Below are 17535 nucleotides of genomic sequence, written 5' to 3' on the forward strand. Positions count from 1 at the left end.
CCACGATGCCCCGCGCCCACGATGCCCCGCGCCTCGCGACGCCCTACGCTCGCGCCCCACGATGCCCCGCGCCCACGATGCCCCGCGCCTCGCGACGCCCTACGCTCGCGCCCCACGATGCCCCGCGCCCTGCGGCCGGCGACTGGGGCATGATCCACTCGCGTTTCAGGAAGTCGCGGCATCCGGGGCATCGGGACGCCGCGATATCACCAAAACCGAGTCGATCATGACCGCCCGGGACCAGGTCGACCGCGCTGGTCACCGCATATTGGACAAATGCTGCCGCTGCGGCTCGCCTGGCGGGTAGGGCTTGGTGCGACTGGTCGTCTTTGGCGTATGGGGCACCGGCGCACCTGGGGTCGTCGGCCACTGGCAGCCGGGAGCGTCGCCGTTTGGTGTGGCGGCGTGGGTCGGAATGGTCTGCGGTGGGAAGAATGCGGCAGCCGGACAGCAAACGCTGGGCAATTTGCTGTTCATTTCTTTCATCCACGTGACGTACGATTGCGACCGTGACCAAGCGGTTGACTGAAGTTGCCAAGAAGGCGGGCGTCAGCGAGGCCACCGTCAGCCGGGTGCTCAACGGCCGCGACGGCGTCTCCGAGGCGACCCGCACCGCCGTGCTGACGGCGCTGGACGTGCTCGGTTACGAGCGGCCGACCAAGCTGCGTGGCGAACGCGCCCGGCTGGTCGGACTGGTGCTGCCCGAGTTGCAGAACCCGATCTTCCCGGCGTTGGCCGAGGTCGTCACCGGCACGCTCGCCCAGCGCGGCTACACCCCGGCGCTCTGCGCCCGGACCATCGGTGGAGTTTCCGAAATGGACTACGTCGAGATGCTTCTCGACCACCAGGTTTCCGGGGTGATCTTCGCCGGTGGCTCCTACGCGCTCGCCGACGCCCGACACGATCACTACCGTCGGCTGACCGACCGCGGGCTTCCGGTCGTGCTGGTCAACGCGGGTGTCGACGAGCTGGGCTTCCCCCGCGTCTCCACCGACGACGCGGTGGCGGTGGAGCAGGCGTACGGGCACCTGCGGTCGCTCGGGCACGAGCGGATCGGGATGGTGCTCGGCCCGGAAGGGCATGTGCCGTCCCGGCGCAAGCTCGACGCGATGATCCAGGCGGCGGGCTGGGGTGAGGGCGACGCGGAGTGCGTCGAGCGCTCCAGTTTCTCGATGGAGGGAGCGCGGGTCGCCGCGACGAAACTGGTCGAGCGGGGCGTGACCGGCATCATCTGCGCCAGCGACGTGCTGGCGCTGGGCACCATTCGCGCGGCCCGGCGGCTGGGGCGTTCGGTGCCGGCCGACGTGTCGGTGGTGGGCTTCGACGACTCGGCGTTCATGACGTGCACCGACCCGCCGTTGACCACGGTGCGGCAGCCGATCGAGACGATGGGTCAGGCCGCCGTGGATCTGCTGGTGACCCAGATCGAGGGTGCCGGCGTGCTCCAGGACGAGTTGCTGTTCGAGCCGGAGTTGGTGGTGCGCGGCTCCACCGCGCCCGCTCCCGGCCGCTAGGGACCACACGTACGACGCTTCGGCCGTCGACCGCTTCTCGCGGTCGGCGGCCGTTTTCGTCGTTGCCCAGATCGATCAGCGTCGACCGAGCGGAATGACCGGCCATAAGGGGTCAATAGCTTGCAAATCAGTCTGCTTTCACGGGCTTGCCAACATCTGCCGTAATCACGTCGTGTCCTTTCGGAACAGGGTCGATACCTTGCCGAAATGAGTCGGCCTCGCTACAGTGACTCCACTCACACCTGGCTCCGACGCAGCTACTGGGCGTCAGGTCGTATCACCGCAGATCAGCGAAGGTCATTGGAGACACCCGTTCCCGAAGGGATGGACAGATGTCCGTACCGCAATACCGAAAGGCTGCGGCGGTTGCGCTCGTGGCCGGCCTGGGGCTCAGCCTCACGGCGTGTTCCACGAAGAGCGACGACAAGGGCTCGAACGCAGGCGGCAAGGTCACCATCACGGTCGACTGCCAGCCGGTCGGTGCCCAGAAAGAGCTGTTGAAGAACTGGAACGACGACGTCGCCGAGTTCCAGCGGCTCAACCCGGACATCATCATCAAGAGCGTCAGCGTCGGCGAGCAGTGCAACAACCCGCCGGACTTCACCGCCCGGCTCGCCGGCGGCACCGTGACCGACGTGTTCTACGGGTACATGACCGACCTCCAGCAGGTGCTCGACTCCGGTCAGGCGATGGACATCAGCCAGTACGCCAACAAGGACACGATCCCGACCTGGGACAGCGTCGACCCCGCGCTGAAGGAGGTCTTCACCGACGGCGGCAAGCTCTACGCCGTACCGGTGAAGAACTACTCGATGGGTCTGGTCTACAACAAGGTCCTGTTCCAGCAGGCCGGGCTGGACGTGAACAACCCGCCCAAGACCTGGGCCGACGTTCGGGCCGCAGCCAAGAAGATCTCCGCGCTCGGTAACGGCATCGCCGGCTACTCGGAGTACAGCGCCGGCAACACCGGCGGGTGGCACTTCACCTCGCTGCTCTACTCGCAGGGCGGCCAGGTGCTCACCGCCGACGGCAAGAAGGCCGACTTCAACAACGCCATGGGCAAGCAGGTCCTGCAGAACCTCAAGGACATGCGGTACGGCGACAACAGCATGGGCTCCCGTCAGCTGCTCCAGTGGGGTGACCTGCTGACGAACGCCGGCGCGGGCAAGGTCGGCATGTTCATCGGTGCGCCGGACGCCACCCAGGCGATCGTCAGCCAGTTCCAGGGCAAGTTCCAGGACTGGGCGATGAGCCCGCTGCCCGGCCAGGACGGCGCGGCGAAGGGGACGCTCGGTGGTGGCGAGGGCTACTTCTTCAAGAAGGACCTCACTCCCGAGCAGGTCAAGGCCGGTCTGAAGTGGATCGCGTACCAGAAGCTCACCCCGGGCAAGGGCCAGTTCGACTACGTCCGGGCCAAGCCACAGAACTACCCGGTGGGCCTGCCCCAGCCGCTGCTCTTCGCCAACGGCAGTGCGGCGCAGAAGCAGGAGCTGGAGCTGCGTAAGGCGAACGCGAACGTCGACACCGCGAACTTCGCGCTCTTCGAGGCGACCCCGGTCCCGATCAAGGGCGAGCCGCGCAACGCACAGGCCATCTACGCGGTGCTCGACGCCGCGATGTCCGGTGTGCTGACCAACCCGAACTCGAACATCGACGCACTGCTCAAGACCGCCGAGGAGAAGGTCAACCAGCTCCTCGCCGCCGAGAGCTGACAGATCGTGTGGGGGCCGGGACGCCGACCCGGCCCCACGCTGTTCGCACCGCATCGTCGACGTCACCGACTCACCCAGGAGTTGCCTTGGCGCTCACCACCGTCCCGGAGACCCCCAGGAAACCGGGCCGCCCGCCGTCGCCGTACTCGGTGAGGCCGCAGCGTACGAGCCTCGGCCGCAAGGTACGGGACAACCTCACCGGTCACGCGTTCCTGATCGGGGCGGTGCTCTGCTTCGTCGTCTTCTCCTGGTACCCGATGATCCGCGGCATCGTCATGAGCTTCCAGCGCACCCGGCGCGGTGAGACCACCTGGGTGGGCTGGGACAACTACTCCCGCATCATCGCCGACCCGAGCTTCTGGACGGCCTGGCAGAACACGTTCTACTTCACCGTGCTCGCGCTCGCGCTGGGGTACGTGGTGCCGTTCTTCGTGGCGGTGCTGCTCAACGAGTTCCGCCACGCCAAGGGTTACCTGCGGATCCTGGTGTACCTGCCGGTGATGCTGCCGCCGGCCTCCGCGCTGTTCCTGTTCAAGTTCTACGCGTACGACCCCAGCGAGGCGGGGCTGTTCAACGCGATCCTCAAGGCGCTGCACCTGCCCACCTCGCAGTGGATGCAGTCGCCCGAGATGACCATGCCGGCGATGGTGCTCGCCTCGACCTGGATGAACATGGGCGGCGCGGTGCTGATCTACCTGGCGTCGTTGCAGAACATCCCGGGCGAGCTGTACGAGGCGGCGGAGCTGGACGGTGCCGGGATCTGGCGGCGGATCCGGCACGTGACCATCCCGCAGACCCGGCTGATCCTCGCGCTCCTGGCGATGTTGCAGATCGTCGCCACCATGCAGCTCTTCATCGAGCCACTGATCCTGGCCAACGGGGCGGGCGCGGAGGACTCCGCGACCTCGGTGGCGTACCTCATCTACCAGCACGGGTTCTTCCAGAACGACCTCAACGGTGCCGCCGCACTGGGCGTGATCATGCTCGTGGTGCTGGCCGGCTTCTCCGCCGTGTACGTGCGGCTGACCGCGAAACAGGACTAGGACGGCGAGGAATGGCACAGGATTCCGGAACCCGGACCCTCATCTCCCAGACCCAGATCAGCCGGGGGCGTGGTCGGGTCATCTACTGGACGCTGCTGGTCGTCGTCGTGGCGGGGTTCACGCTGGTCTTCCTCGGGCCGCTCTACTGGATGGTCACCGGCGCGCTCAAGTCCGGCCAGGAGATCGCACAGACCCCACCGTCGCTGTTTCCGAAGGATCCGCAGCCGCAGAACTACATCGACGCGTGGAACAACCTGGACCTCGCCAAGCTGCTGTTCAACACGTTCTACTACGCCATCGGCGCGGTGCTCTTCCAACTCGTCCTCGACACCGCCGCCGCGTACTCGTTGTCCAAGCTCCGGCCGATCTTCGGCAACGTGATCCTCGCCCTGATGCTGGGGACGCTGATGATCCCGGCGATGGTCCTCATCGTTCCGCAGTACGTGACCGTGATCGATTTGCCGATCCTGCACATCAACCTGCTGGACTCACCGTTCGCCATCTGGCTGCCCCTGGTCGCCAACGCGTTCAACATCTTCCTGCTGAAGCGGTTCTTCGACTCGATCCCGGAGGAGCTGATGGCCGCCGCTCTGATGGACGGGGCGACGTCGCTGCGCACGCTCTGGTCGATCATCCTGCCGCTGTCGCGCCCCATCCTCGGCGTCGTCTCGATTTTCGCGGTGACCGCGGTCTGGAAGGACTTCCTCTGGCCGAAGCTGGTCATGCCCTCACCCGAGACCCGGACGGTCAGCGTCGGCATCTACGCCTTCGCCGGTGGCACGCCGATGAACGTGGTGATCGCCGCGTCGGTCATCGCCGCGATCCCGACCGTCATCATCTTCCTGATCTTCCAACGGAACATCATGTCCGGTCTGACCACGGGCAGCATCAAGGGCTGACCACCACCGCATCCTCCCCGCGCGGCGAACAACGACCGTTCGCCCGACACATGACCAGGTCCGGCGAACCCGCCGACGTACTGACGCAGAAAGCAGGTGCTCGTGTCCACAGCTGACAGAAGTCCGTGGTGGCGGGGAGCGGTGATCTACCAGGTGTATCCCCGGAGCTTCGCCGACGGCAACGGCGACGGCATCGGCGACATCGCCGGCATCCGGTCCCGGCTGAACCACCTGTCCGCGCTCGGTGTCGACGCGATCTGGTTCAGTCCCTGGTACCCGTCCCCGATGGCGGACGCCGGCTACGACGTCTCCGACTACCGCGACATCGACCCGGTCTTCGGCACCCTCGCCGAGGCGGAGGCGCTGATCGCGGAGGCGCACGCGCTGGGCATCCGGACCATCGTCGACGTGGTGCCGAACCACTGCTCCGACGCGCACCCCTGGTTTCAGGCCGCCCTCGCCGGCGGGCCGGGGGCACCCGAACGCGACCTGTTCTGGTTCCGACCCGGCCGAGGCCCGAACGGCGACGAGCGACCCACCGACTGGGTCGGCGAGTTCGGCGGGCCGACCTGGACCCGCACCACCAACCCGGACGGCACCCCCGGCGACTGGTACCTGCACCTGTTCGCCCCCCAGCAGCCGGACTTCAACTGGGACCACCCCCGGGTGCGGGAGGAGTTCGAGGACATCCTGCGGTTCTGGTTCGACCGGGGGGTGGACGGCATCCGGATCGACTCGGCCGGGCTCCTGGTCAAGGACGGGACGCTGCCCGAGGTCCAGCCCGACCAGCCGCACCCGTTCCACGACCTGGACGGGGTGCACGACATCTACCGGGGCTGGCGTCGGGTCGCCGACGAGTACACCGACCGGGCGCTGATCGGAGAGGTGTGGCTGCCGGACCGGCAGCGGTTCGCCAACTACCTGCGCCCGGACGAGCTGCACGCGGCGTTCAACTTCGACTTCCTCGGCTGCGCGTGGGACGCCGCCGCGCTGCGCGAGAGCATCGACGGGACGCTGAGCGCGCACGCGCCGGTCAACGCGCCGGCCACCTGGGTGCTCTCGAACCACGACGTCACCCGACACGTCACCCGCTACGGTCGGGCGGACACCCGGTTCAGCTTCGCGGCCAAGCGCGAGGGGATCCCCACCGATCTGGAGTTGGGCACCCGCCGGGCCCGCGCCGCCGCGCTGCTCTCGCTGTCGTTGCCCGGTGCCGCCTACGTCTATCAGGGCGAGGAGCTGGGCCTCTACGAGGTCGAGGACATTCCGTACGCGCTGCGTCAGGACCCGATGTGGGAGCGGTCCGGCCGGATCGATCCCGGTCGGGACGGCTGCCGCGTACCGCTGCCGTGGGCCGGTGACGAGCCACCGTTCGAGTTCAGCCCCGAGGGCGCCGCGGCGCCGTGGCTACCGCAGCCGGCCGATTGGAAGGACCGGACGGCTCTCGCGCAGACCGGTGACTCGGCCTCGATGTTGGAGCTGTACCGGGCGGCGATCCGCGCCCGGCGGGCCGATCCGGCGCTCGGCGACGGGGAACTGACCTGGCTGCCCGCCCCGGACGGGGTGCTCGCGTTCAGCCGCGGCAGCGGCTTCACCTGCCTGGTCAACCTCTCCGCCGCGCCGGTACCGATGCCAGCTCACGGGGAGTTGCTGCTGGCCAGCGGGCCGCTCGACGACGGGCTACTGCCATCCGACACCGCCGTCTGGCTGCGTACCGCCGAATCGCCGGACGGACCCGGCCGGACCTGACCGTCGTGGTGTGCCGGCGGTCCCGTCCCGGCCGCCGGCACCACCTACCACCAGCCCCCACGTACCGGGGAGAAAGGAGAAACCGAGGGGCAATGTGCAACGCGGCGGGCGTACCCCCTGCTCCCGCCGCCGGGCAACGCACCACACCCACCCCCGAAAGAGGTGTAGCGACCCCATGTCCAGGACCGGCACCAGACGAGGCACGCCGCCAACCGGCGCGCCCACCACCGTCCCCCGCACCGCCCGCCGGCGGATGCTCGCCGGCGCGCTCGCCGGAATGCTCCTCGCCACCGCCCCGGTCGTCACCCCCGTGGCGAGCGCGGCACCGGCGGCCGACCCGTCCGCGGCCGCCGCCCGGGTGGCCATGCTCGCCGGGCTCTCCGCCACCATGACCGCCAGCAGCTACAACCAGAACTACGTGGCGGCCAACGCCAACGACGGCAACGCGTCGACCTACTGGGAGAGCGCCAACAACGCGTTCCCGCAGTGGATCCAGGCCGATCTGGGCGCCACGATCAACGTGGACCGGCTGGTGCTGAAGCTGCCGCCCTCGTCGGACTGGCAGACCCGTACCCAGACGCTGTCGGTGCTGGGCTCGACCAACGGCTCGTCCTTCACCACCCTGAAGGCGTCCGCCGGCTACACCTTCAACCCCAGCAGCGGCAACACCACGACCGTCAGCTTCACCGCCGCCAGCACCCGCTACGTACGCGTGCAGGTCACCGGCAACACCGGCTGGCCGGCCGCGCAGTTCTCCGAGGTCGAGGTGTACGGCGCCACCGGCAGCACCGACACCCAGGCGCCCAGCGTGCCCGGCAACCTGGCCTACACCCAGCCGGCCAGCGGGCAGATCCGGCTCACCTGGTCGGCGTCCACCGACAACGTCGGAGTGACCGGCTACGACGTGTACGCCAACGGCGCACTGCGCGGCAGCGTCAACGGCTCGACGCTCACCTACACCGACAACCAGGCGGACAGCGCCACGGTGTCGTACTACGTCCGGGCCAAGGACGCGGCGGGCAACCAGTCGGCGAACAGCAACACCGTGACCCGGACCGGCACCGGCAACCCGCCCACCGGAAGCAACCTGGCGATCGGTAAGCCGATCAGCGCCTCCGGGTTCGTGCACACGTTCGTGGCCACCAACGCCAACGACAACAACGTGGCCACCTACTGGGAGGGCAACGGCAACCCGAGCACGCTGACCGTGCAGCTCGGCGCGAACGCCACCCTCAGCCAGGTCGTGCTGAAGCTCAACCCGGACTCCGCGTGGGGCACCCGTACCCAGAACATCACAGTGCTCGGCCGGGACCAGGGCTCGTCGAGCTACACCACCCTGGTCGGCGCGGCGAACTACACCTTCAACCCGGGCAGCGGCAACACGGTGACCATCCCGGTCTCCGGTGCGGCGGCCGACGTACGCCTCTCGATCGCCTCGAACACTGGCGCCCCGGCCGGGCAGGTGGCCGAGTTCCAGGTCTTCGGCACCCCGGCGCCGAACCCGGACCTGACCGTCACCGGTATGTCGTTCAGCCCGTCCGCACCCGTGGAGACCAGCACCATCACGCTCTCCGCGACCGTGCGGAACGCGGGCACGGCGGCCTCCGGTGCGACGAACGTCAACTTCTACCTGGGCTCCACCCGGGTCGGCACCGCCTCGGTCGGTGGCCTCGCGACCGGCGCCTCGACCACGGTCAGCGCCAGCATCGGCACCCGCGACTCGGGCAGCTACCCGCTCAGCGCCAAGGTCGACGAGTCGAACACCGTCGTGGAGCAGGACGACACCAACAACAGCTACACCAACCCCAGCCCGCTGGTGGTCGGCGCGGTCGCCAGCTCCGACCTGGTCGCCTCCGCGGTCGACTGGTCGCCGGGCAACCCGCCGCCGGGCAGCACGGTCACCTTCTCCGTGTCGATCCGCAACGCCGGCAACCAGGCGTCCGCGTCCGGCGCGCACGGCATCACCCTGACCGTGCTCAACGACTCCGGCACCGTGGTCCGTACCCTCACCGGCTCGTACTCCGGCGTGATCAACGCCGGCGCGACGGTCGGCCCGATCAGCCTGGGCACCTGGACCGCTGCGAACGGCAAGTACACCGTCCGGGTGGTGCTCGCCGTGGACGGCAACGAGCTGCCGGTCAAACAGACCAACAACACCACCGACCGCCCGCTCTTCGTGGGGCGTGGCGCCAACCTCGGGTACGACATGTACGAGGCCGAGGACGGCACGACCGGCGGCGGCGCCGGGCAGGTCGGACCGAACCGGGACATCGGCAACCTCGGCGGTGAGGCGTCCGGACGGCGGGCGGTGACCCTGAACAGCACCGGCTCGTACGTCGAGTGGACCACCCGGGCGGCCACCAACACCCTGGTCACCCGCTTCTCCATCCCCGACTCGGCGGGCGGCGGGGGCATCGACTCGACGCTGAACATCTACGTCAACGGCACCCTGCACAAGCCGATCAACCTGACCTCCAAGCACATCTGGCTGTACGGCGCGGAGGCCAGCCCGAGTGACTCGCCCAGCGCCGGCCCGCCTCGCCACCTGTACGACGAGGCGAACGTCATGCTGAACTCGACCATCCCGGCCGGCAGCAAGATCCGTTTGCAGAAGGACCCGGCCAACACCACCACGTACGCGATCGACTTCATCAACCTGGAGCTGGTCGCACCGCGGGCCAACCCGGACCCGGCCCGCTACCGGGTGCCTTCCGGCTTCAGCCACCAGGACGTCCAGAACGCGCTGGACGCGGTCCGGATGGACACCACCGGCAACCTGATCGGCGTCTACCTGCCGGCCGGCACCTACGAGACCGCGCAGAAGTTCCAGGTGTACGGCAAGCCGATCACCGTGGTCGGCGCGGGCATGTGGTACACCCGCTTCCGGACGCCGACCGGTCAGCAGAACACCGACGCGGGTTTCCGGGTGGAGTCCTCGGCCAGCGGGTCGTCCTTCTCGCACCTGGCCTTCTTCGGCAACTACACCAACCGGATCGACGGGCCGGGCAAGGTCTGGGGTGAGCTGAAGGACGTCGACAACATGACCCTGGACAGCGTCTGGGTCGAGCACACCGTCTGCGCGTACTGGGGGGTGAGCGTCAGCGGGCTGACCATCCGCAACAGCCGCTTCCGGAACACCTTCGCCGACGCCGTGAACCTGACCAACGGCAGCACCAACAACCTGGTCACCAACTCCGAGGGGCGGTCGAACGGCGACGACGCGTTCGCCCTCTTCTCGGCCACCGACCAGGGTGCGTCGACCGGCAACAACGGCAACGTGTTCGAGAACCTCACGGCCACGCTGACCTGGCGGGCCGCCGGCCTGGCGGTCTACGGCGGTTACAACAACATCTTCCGCAATCTGTACATCGCGGACATGCTGACGTACTCGGGAATCACCATCAGCTCGCTGGACTTCGGTTATCCGTTCATCGGATTCGGGGCCAGCCCGCCGACCCAGTTCCAGAACATCTCGCTGATCCGCGCGGGTGGGCATTTCTGGGGCTCCCAGACATTCCCCGCGATCTGGGTCTTCTCCGCCTCGAAGGAATTCCGCGGTATCCGGGTGTCCGACGTGGACATCGTCGACCCGACGTACACCGGGATCATGTTCCAGACCAAGTACAACGGGTCGCAGCCGGAGAACCCGATTACCGACACGGTCTTCACCAACATCTCGATCAGTGGGGTCCGCAAGAGCGGTGACGCGTACGACGCGAAGTCCGGCTTCGCGATCTGGGCCAACGAGATGCCGGAACCCGGTCAGGGCCCGGCGGTCGGCTCGGTCACCTTCAACAACCTGCGGTTGACCAACAACTACCAGGACATCCGCAACGTCACGACAACCTTCACCATCAACCGCAACTGAGCTGGTCAGCAGCCGGCGCCGTCGGGAGGGCTCACCCTCCCGGCGGCGCCGCGCCGTGCCGGCCCTCGCCCGCCGCGAACCGGGCCGCGCCGGCCGCCGCGTCCGTGGCCAGCGAGTTCATCCCGTACGCCAGTTCGGTCGCCAGCGCCTCCGGCTCGGGAAGCCCTGCGCCAGCCAGCACTGCTGCCCGGTCGTTGCGCAGGCAGGTCTGCGGATGCCGGGCAATCGTCGCCGCCAACTCCTCGGCCGCCGCCCGCGCCTGGCCGGGCGGCACCAACCGATTGACCAACCCCATCGTGTACGCCTCGTCGGCCGGCACCGGGCGGCCGGTGAGGATCAGGTCCATCGCCCGACTCTCACCGATCAACCGGGGCAGCCGGACGGTGCCGCCGTCGATCAGCGGCACTCCCCAGCGGCGGCAGAACACCCCGAGCGTCGCGTCGGACTCGGCGACCCGCAGGTCACACCAGAGCGCCAGTTCGAGCCCGCCCGCCACCGCGTACCCGGAGATCGCCGCGATCACCGGTTTGCTGAGCGCCATCCGGGTCGGACCCATCGGACCGTCCCCCTCCGGCTCGACCCGGTTGCCGCTCGGCGTGCCGATCGCCTTGAGGTCGGCGCCGGCGCAGAACGTGCCACCAGCACCCCAGAGCACGGCCACCGCCGCGTCCGGATCGGCGTCGAAGGCCCGAAAGGCGTCCGCCAATGCCCGCGCCGTCGCCCCGTCCACGGCATTCCGAACGTCCGCCCGGTCCAGCACCACAGTGCTCACCGCCCCGGCCCGCTCCACCCGCACACCCATCCCGCCAGCATGCCCGCCGTCACCCCACCCCACAATCCCCGTCGATCTTGCACTTTGCGCTGCCGTTTCGCGGCTTGTGCCCCGGATTGCCGCAGCAGGAACTGCAAGATCAGCGGTGTGGGGGCGCGTCAGGTTTGTCGTCGCCGACCGGTTTGCGACGGCGATCGTCGGGAAGTCGGTACTCGTGCGAGCACTTCTGACGAAAGTTGAGCAGGACTCCCGGCTGGACCGCGCGGGTGACCGGTTGCAGAAGGTCGTCCTTGGGACGCTCCGGCCGCGCCGGCTGCGTGACCTGCTGCACGGGGTGACCCTCGGCCATCCGCTGCACCCGGCGATGGTGCAGGTGCCGGTCGGTGCGTGGATCAGCGCCGCGGTGCTGGACCTCATGCCCGGGCAGCGCCGGCCCGCCACCGTGCTGGTCGGTCTGGGTACCGTCAGCGCGCTGCCAGCGGCGGTCGCCGGTCTGAACGACTGGGCGGCACTCGCCCGGGACCAGCGCCGGGTCGGCCTGGTGCACGCCGCCGCCAACACCGTCGGCCTGACGCTCTACGCCGGCTCGCTGGCCGCGCGGCTGTCCGGCCGCCACGGTATGGGTCGCGCCCTCGGCTTCTTCGGGCTCTCCACCGTGAGCCTCGGGGCGTACATCGGGGGTCACCTGGCGTACAAGCAGGGGGCGCAGGTCAACCAGAGCATCTCCGAGCTGCACCGGATGACCGACGGTTGGCACTCGCTGGCCGACATGGCGACGTTGCCGCAACGCACTCTGATCACCCGAGAGGTGGACGACGACATCTCGGTGATCCTCTACCGGCACGGTGACGAGGTGACCGTGATGCTGGAGCGTTGCCCGCACCAGAGCGGGCCGCTCGGCCAGGGTGAGGTGCAGGAGATCGACGGCCACGCCTGCGTGGTCTGTCCGTGGCACGGCAGCGCGTTCCGGCTCAACGGCGGCGAGGTCGTGCAGGGGCCGTCCGGCAACGACCAGCAGATCCTGCCCACCCGGATCCAGAACGGCGTGCTCCAGACCCGTCTGCCCTGACCCGGACCCTGCTTCGGCAGTGTCGCCCATGATGATGATGCCTCTGAGTCATCAAGATGCCGCAGAGGCATCACGGCTTCCCGGACACCTCAGTTCCGGACGCGCCTACCCTGCCGATCAGGCGCGTCGGTGCCGGCCGACCGGCGGGCCGTCCGGCACGGAGTCCAGGCCGTGCCTGCCGTTGAACAGCCCGCTTTCCAGACCATCGCCGGCCCAGTCGTCGTCACCACTCCAGCCCTCTGCGCCGGTGGTCGCCATCCCGCCACCGGCGGGTGTCGTGCCGCCGGGAATAGCCATCCCGCTGCCGGGGAACGCCGTGCTGCCGGGGGGAGCCATGCCACTACCGGCGGGTGTCATCGGGCTGCCGGGAGCCACTCCACTCCGGCCCGCGCCACCACCGCTGCGGCCCGTGCCGCCCCGGGACGTGCGGGCGGACGCGGCCAACCGGGGTGCCGCCCCTGCGGTCGCCGGGCGGCGGCGCAGCCCGAGAACTGCGCCGATCTGGGCGCCGACGATGCTCGCCACAGCCAGTACGGCGGAGACCGCCAGCGGTCGGTTCACCCGGTCGGCGTCGCCGGCCCGCGCTGCGCCGACCGTCATCGCGGGTGGTTGGCCCGCTGACGCCGTACCCCCGGGGGGTGCCGGGTCAGCCACCCGCGGCGGTGCGGCTCGCTCGGGCGCCGGACGGGGCGCGGGCGGCTTTGGCGCCGCGGGCCGGTCGACCAGCCGGCCGGTGGCGTGCTGCCGGGCACCCTGGTCGGTGGCCTCCGCGGGCAGTCGGAGCAGCTGACCGGGGCGGATCCGGTCCGGATCGTCGAGCTTGTTCAGCTTGGCGAGCTGTCGGTAGTCGCCGAACTCGTCCAGGTACCGCTCGGCCACCTCGCCGAGGTAGTCGCCCCGCGCCACCCGGTACACCGGTGCGGCCGTGTCCGGCGTCGACGCCGCAGGGGTCGGCGCGGCCAGGGTGGTCACGGCCGGTGCGGCCGGACTCGCGTACACCGGGGTTCCGTAGACCGCCGCGGCGCTGGCGGCGGCCGGGTTGGCCACCAGGATCAGCGCGACCGAGCCGACCAGCGCGGCCGCGGCCTTCTGCTGGCGGCCCATGCCCGGCAGCTTCGGTGCCGGCCGGCGCAGGGTCTGTGCGCCCAGCTCGACGAGAACGGAGAAGGCGAACGTGGCCCAGCCGAACCAACCGGCTACGGCCAGTGCCCGCAGGAAGAGCTGACCGTCGTCGCGGCTGGTCAGCGCGGTGCCCACCGCGCCGATCGTGGGGAGGTGATCAGGTAGGGGATTACCGGCGAAGGCGAGCAGCGCGATCGGCGCGCCGACCAGCAGCACCAGAAGCACGGCCAGCGCGCCGATGCCGGTGAGGATCCGTCCGGTCCGCCGTACGACGGACCCACCCGATACGGGCATGGCTGCCTTCCTTCCTACGGTGTTGCGGTGATGGCACGCGCGGTCGCCTCGCCGGTGACGGTCACCGTCTTCTGCTGGACGAACGGTCCGAGCATCGAGCGGTGGTAGGTGATCGAGACGGTCACCCGGATCAGGATTTCCCCGTCGACCTCGGGGAAGTTCACGGTGTGGTTGGTGGTTTCCACGGCGGCCAGGTAGTTGGCGACCGCCACGCGCGCCGCCGGCTCGTCGATCCGCTTCGGCCCGCCCTCGATGGCGGTGGCCCGGTCGATGGCCTGACCGCCGGCCCGAGCCGCCTCGGCGGCCAGGTTCTGGGCACGTTGCAGGGTGCGGAGCTGCCCGGCGCCGTCGAAGGAGAGACCGATGATGGCCAGTACGCCGACCATCGTCACCGCGAGAAAGATGCTCACCCGGCCGCGCTCACCGGCCGGCGCGGACCTGGCCGCCGACGTCGTGGCCGTCACTGCCGGCCCCGGTAACGGTCGAGTGGGGAGGTGAATTCCGCGGTGATCTGCCTTTCACTCTTCATCCCAGGCAGGATGTCGAGCGTGATGTCCTGGAAGGACACCACGCAGGTGATCGTCACCGTCACCGTGGCGTCCGTGCCAACCTGGCTGCTGAAGGCCTCGTCGAAGCTGGAGGCCGCGCCGCCCACCGAGCCGGTGAAGGTCGGGTCCAGGTCGTTGGCGCAGGCCAGGCCGTGCCAGTCCAGCTGCTTCTGGGCGGCCGCCAGCGCCGCCGTCCGGGCGGCTCCGGATTCCCGGGATATCGATGCCGCCCGGGCGGCGTCGTGCGCGGCCGCGTCGAGCGCCTCCGCCGCGACCGCGCTGCGCCCGACCACACCGGCCAGCACCATCAGCGCGATGAACGCCGGGGCGAGCACCGCCACCTCGATGGAGACCGAGCCGCGCTCGGCGGTACGGGTCATGGCTCGGTCAACCTCTCCACCGTTCCGTGCGCGGTCTGCTGGACCGCGAAGTCCACGCCCGGCACCACCGACAGGGACCGACCGCTCACCGTGCAGGTCACCTCGGTCGTGGTGGTCACGCAGGTCGGGCCGGCCTTGTCCCAGCCCACCAGCCAGCCGCCGGCCGCCTTGAGGAAACGGGTGGCGCTGTCCACCCCGGCGCCGTCCTCCGCCTGATAGGTCCGCTGGGCGCTGACGCCGCTCTGCGCGGCGTTCAACGCGGTGGAGCGGGCGAGGAAGACGGCCGACACCTGAATCGAGGCGAAGAGCAGCACGAGGATCAGCGGCATCATCACGGCAAGCTCCACCGGGTTGGCGCCTTGCTCCCGATCACCGGCCGCGAGGCGGTGCCGGGCGGCGGTGACCGCTCGGCTCCACCTCGGGCACGCGGCTCGACGCATCCCGGCTACTCCGGGTTGGTGTGGTCCGGGATGCCGGTCATCCAGTTGTTGGCCTTGGTCAGGGCCAGCGCGGTGACGGCCATGGCGACGGCGACCAGACCGGCGATGATCACTGCGGTGGGCACCGGGCTGTCGCCGCGCTCACCGTCTCGGCGCAGCTCGGCCAGGCGCGCCGTCAGCGCGACGTGCAGGTAGCTGAGGATGGACATGGCGTTCTCCTTCAGGGGGCGGGGTCAGACACGGGTGATGAACGGATAGAGGACGAAGCCGAGCAGCACGAAGACGAGCAGTGCGCCCGGAATGTCGAGCTTGCTGGTGATCCCCTCGGCGTGCGCCAGGCTGTCGGTGCGGATCTGGTCGCGCAAGGAATCGGCCCGGCTGCGCAGCGTCTCGTGCACCTGCGCGCCCTCACTGCCGGAGGAGCGCATGATCGCGCCCACGTCACCCAGCTCCGGAATACCGATCTTGTCGGCGAGGTCGCGCAGCTCGTCCCAGGGCGCGTGCATCTGCATCTGGGCGATCCGCAGCGACTCCTGGAGCCGGTCGTACACCCAGCCGTCGCAGACCGCCGCCGCCCGCTCCAGCGACTGCACCGGCCCGTGCGCGGCGGAGAGCTGCAACGCCACCAGATCGAGGTAGGTACAGACCGCCTGGCGGAACTCCTCGCGGGCGGCGTCGGCCTTAGTCAGCACGGCACGGTGTGCGAGCAGGCCGCCCAACAGCGCCAGGCCGAGACTGCCGAGCACCGGTACGACCAGTGGAAACGGCACGCCGAGCACCCACAGTGCCGCCCCGAGCAGAGTCGGCGTGGCCAACCCGATCAGTGCGGAGAGCAGCACCGACAGCGTGTACTGCTCGGAGGTCTGATCGATCAGGGCCAAGTGCCGGTGCGGTGGCCGCAGCCAGCGGGAGAACCCGGTCAACCAGTCCAGCCGCCGCGACGCGGCAGCCGGGAGCTGCCCGACGCCCGCCGGCTGGTGCAGTCGGCGCAGCGCCGGCCCCAACGCCGGAGTCGCCGGCACCATCTCCCGGACCACCAGGAACACACCCAACCCGATGGCCGCCCCGCCGCACACCGCGATGGCCAACTGCCAATTCACGATCATCGGAGCCGCCTTTCGTTCGCGACTGCGGGGCTCCGCTGCGCTGCACTCCTCGCGCTCACGGGAGCCGCCTTTCGTTCGCGACTGCGGGGCTCCGCTGCGCTGCACTCCTCGCGCTCACGCGATCACCTCGTTCGGGTTGGGCGCCGGCAGGAACCGGGCCGGTCGCTGCGGCTGGCTCATCGACCGCACCCAGGCCAGCAGGCCGATGAAGGCGGCGCCGAGGGCGGCCATCACCAACTGGCCGACCGGGGTGCCGTACGGCTTGATGTACTCGGTGTTGATCAAGCCGTATCCCAGGGTTGCCAGGGTCATGCCGGTGAGGAAGCGGACCGCGAACCGGGGCTGGGTGCGCTTGGCCTCGATCTCCCGACGGGTGGCCACCTCCGCGGACGCCGCGCCGGCGATCGAACCGAGCACGTCACCCAGCCGCTCACCCCGGTCCGACAGGTGCAGGATCAGCGCCGCGACCACCTGGTCGCAGACCGGGTCGGCGATCTCGTCGGCGAACGCCAGCAGCGCGGAGCGGGCCATCCAGCCGGCCTGTAGACGGGCGGCGAGCAGCCGTACCTCGTCCTCGATGCCGGGTGGCACGCTGCCGATCGTGCCGATGATGGCCTGCTGGAGGCCCTGCCCGGTGCCGGAGACGTCCTTCAGCCGGCGGGTCCACTCGCCGACCGCCTCGATCCGGGCGATCGCCCTTTGTTCGGCCTTGCCCACCCCGAACAGCCACGGGGTGCCGGGCACCGCCACCGCCACCAGCAGGCCGACCACCGGCAGCCCGGTCAAGAGGAATGCCAACGCGCCGGCGACCAGCGCGGCGACCAGCAGCGCCTGATAGGCCCGCTGCTCAGCCGGGGTGCTGCCCGGTCCGCGCCACAGCCGGGCGATGCCTGGCCCGCTGCCCGGGCCCGGCCCGGGAGGTCGGCGGGTGCCGACCAGCGCGACCACGGCCAGCACCAGCCCGGCCACACAGGCGGCCCCGGACACCACCGCGATCAACTCCAGGCTGCCGAGCATCA

15 protein-coding genes are annotated in these 17535 nt (G+C 69.8%); 7 read left to right on the plus strand and 8 right to left on the minus strand.

What is annotated here, in order from left to right; genetic code table 11:
* Window positions 1-509 precede the first annotated feature (509 nt).
* The 6 genes from ACIBF8_RS15935 (at window position 510) to ACIBF8_RS15960 (ending at window position 10785) form a co-directional block, all read left to right on the plus strand.
* Complete coding sequence (locus tag ACIBF8_RS15935) at window positions 510-1514, plus strand: LacI family DNA-binding transcriptional regulator (RefSeq protein ID WP_396783629.1); 1005 nt, start codon at window positions 510-512, stop codon at window positions 1512-1514.
* Window positions 1515-1846: 332 nt separating this feature from the next.
* Window positions 1847-3226, plus strand: coding sequence for an ABC transporter substrate-binding protein (locus ACIBF8_RS15940; protein WP_396783630.1), 1380 nt, complete (start codon window positions 1847-1849; stop codon window positions 3224-3226).
* 86 nt (window positions 3227-3312) lie between these two features.
* Window positions 3313-4269 (plus strand): carbohydrate ABC transporter permease, encoded by a 957-nt coding sequence (locus ACIBF8_RS15945; protein WP_396783632.1) that lies wholly within the window; start codon window positions 3313-3315, stop codon window positions 4267-4269.
* Between the two features lie 11 nt (window positions 4270-4280).
* The gene (locus tag ACIBF8_RS15950) at window positions 4281-5168 is read left to right on the plus strand and encodes a carbohydrate ABC transporter permease (protein WP_396783634.1); all 888 of its coding nucleotides are present in this window, start codon (window positions 4281-4283) and stop codon (window positions 5166-5168) included.
* Between the two features lie 102 nt (window positions 5169-5270).
* On the plus strand, window positions 5271-6917 hold the full coding sequence (locus ACIBF8_RS15955) for a glycoside hydrolase family 13 protein (RefSeq protein ID WP_396783635.1): 1647 nt from the start codon (window positions 5271-5273) through the stop codon (window positions 6915-6917).
* Between the two features lie 175 nt (window positions 6918-7092).
* Complete coding sequence (locus ACIBF8_RS15960) at window positions 7093-10785, plus strand: discoidin domain-containing protein (RefSeq protein ID WP_396783636.1); 3693 nt, start codon at window positions 7093-7095, stop codon at window positions 10783-10785.
* Between the two features lie 31 nt (window positions 10786-10816).
* Here the strand turns inward: ACIBF8_RS15960 and ACIBF8_RS15965 are convergent, their stop codons facing one another.
* A complete protein-coding gene (locus tag ACIBF8_RS15965) occupies window positions 10817-11587 on the minus strand; it encodes a crotonase/enoyl-CoA hydratase family protein (protein WP_396783637.1) in 771 nt (256 codons plus the stop codon).
* A 184-nt stretch (window positions 11588-11771) separates the two neighbouring features.
* On the opposite strand from ACIBF8_RS15965, the gene ACIBF8_RS15970 reads away from it, so the two are divergent.
* Window positions 11772-12626 (plus strand): DUF2231 domain-containing protein, encoded by an 855-nt coding sequence (locus ACIBF8_RS15970; RefSeq protein WP_396783638.1) that lies wholly within the window; start codon window positions 11772-11774, stop codon window positions 12624-12626.
* 117 nt (window positions 12627-12743) lie between these two features.
* Here the strand turns inward: ACIBF8_RS15970 and ACIBF8_RS15975 are convergent, their stop codons facing one another.
* The 7 genes from ACIBF8_RS15975 to ACIBF8_RS16005 form a co-directional block, all read right to left on the minus strand.
* Complete coding sequence (locus ACIBF8_RS15975) at window positions 12744-14042, minus strand: LysM peptidoglycan-binding domain-containing protein (RefSeq protein WP_396783639.1); 1299 nt, start codon at window positions 14040-14042, stop codon at window positions 12744-12746.
* 14 nt (window positions 14043-14056) lie between these two features.
* Window positions 14057-14506 (minus strand): pilus assembly protein TadG-related protein, encoded by a 450-nt coding sequence (locus ACIBF8_RS15980; RefSeq protein WP_396783640.1) that lies wholly within the window; start codon window positions 14504-14506, stop codon window positions 14057-14059.
* Window positions 14503-14970, minus strand: a complete 468-nt coding sequence (locus ACIBF8_RS15985) for a TadE/TadG family type IV pilus assembly protein (protein WP_396783641.1) — start codon at window positions 14968-14970, stop codon at window positions 14503-14505. The genes ACIBF8_RS15980 and ACIBF8_RS15985 overlap by 4 nt, the downstream gene beginning before the upstream one ends.
* A complete protein-coding gene (locus ACIBF8_RS15990) occupies window positions 14967-15410 on the minus strand; it encodes a TadE family protein (RefSeq protein WP_396783643.1) in 444 nt (147 codons plus the stop codon). The genes ACIBF8_RS15985 and ACIBF8_RS15990 overlap by 4 nt, the downstream gene beginning before the upstream one ends.
* A 5-nt stretch (window positions 15411-15415) precedes the next feature.
* Entirely contained in the window at window positions 15416-15619 is a 204-nt protein-coding gene (locus tag ACIBF8_RS15995; protein WP_396783645.1) for a hypothetical protein, read from the minus strand.
* Between the two features lie 24 nt (window positions 15620-15643).
* Window positions 15644-16513, minus strand: coding sequence for a type II secretion system F family protein (locus ACIBF8_RS16000; RefSeq protein ID WP_396783783.1), 870 nt, complete (start codon window positions 16511-16513; stop codon window positions 15644-15646).
* Window positions 16514-16630: 117 nt separating this feature from the next.
* Window positions 16631-17533: a type II secretion system F family protein gene (locus ACIBF8_RS16005; protein ID WP_396783646.1), complete on the minus strand. Its 903-nt coding sequence runs from the start codon at window positions 17531-17533 to the stop codon at window positions 16631-16633.
* Window positions 17534-17535: the final 2 nt, after the last annotated feature.

Origin of the sequence: Micromonospora sp. NPDC050276 (genome assembly GCF_044459545.1) — a bacterium.
In the GTDB taxonomy this organism is placed as follows: Bacteria; Actinomycetota; Actinomycetes; order Mycobacteriales; family Micromonosporaceae; genus Micromonospora.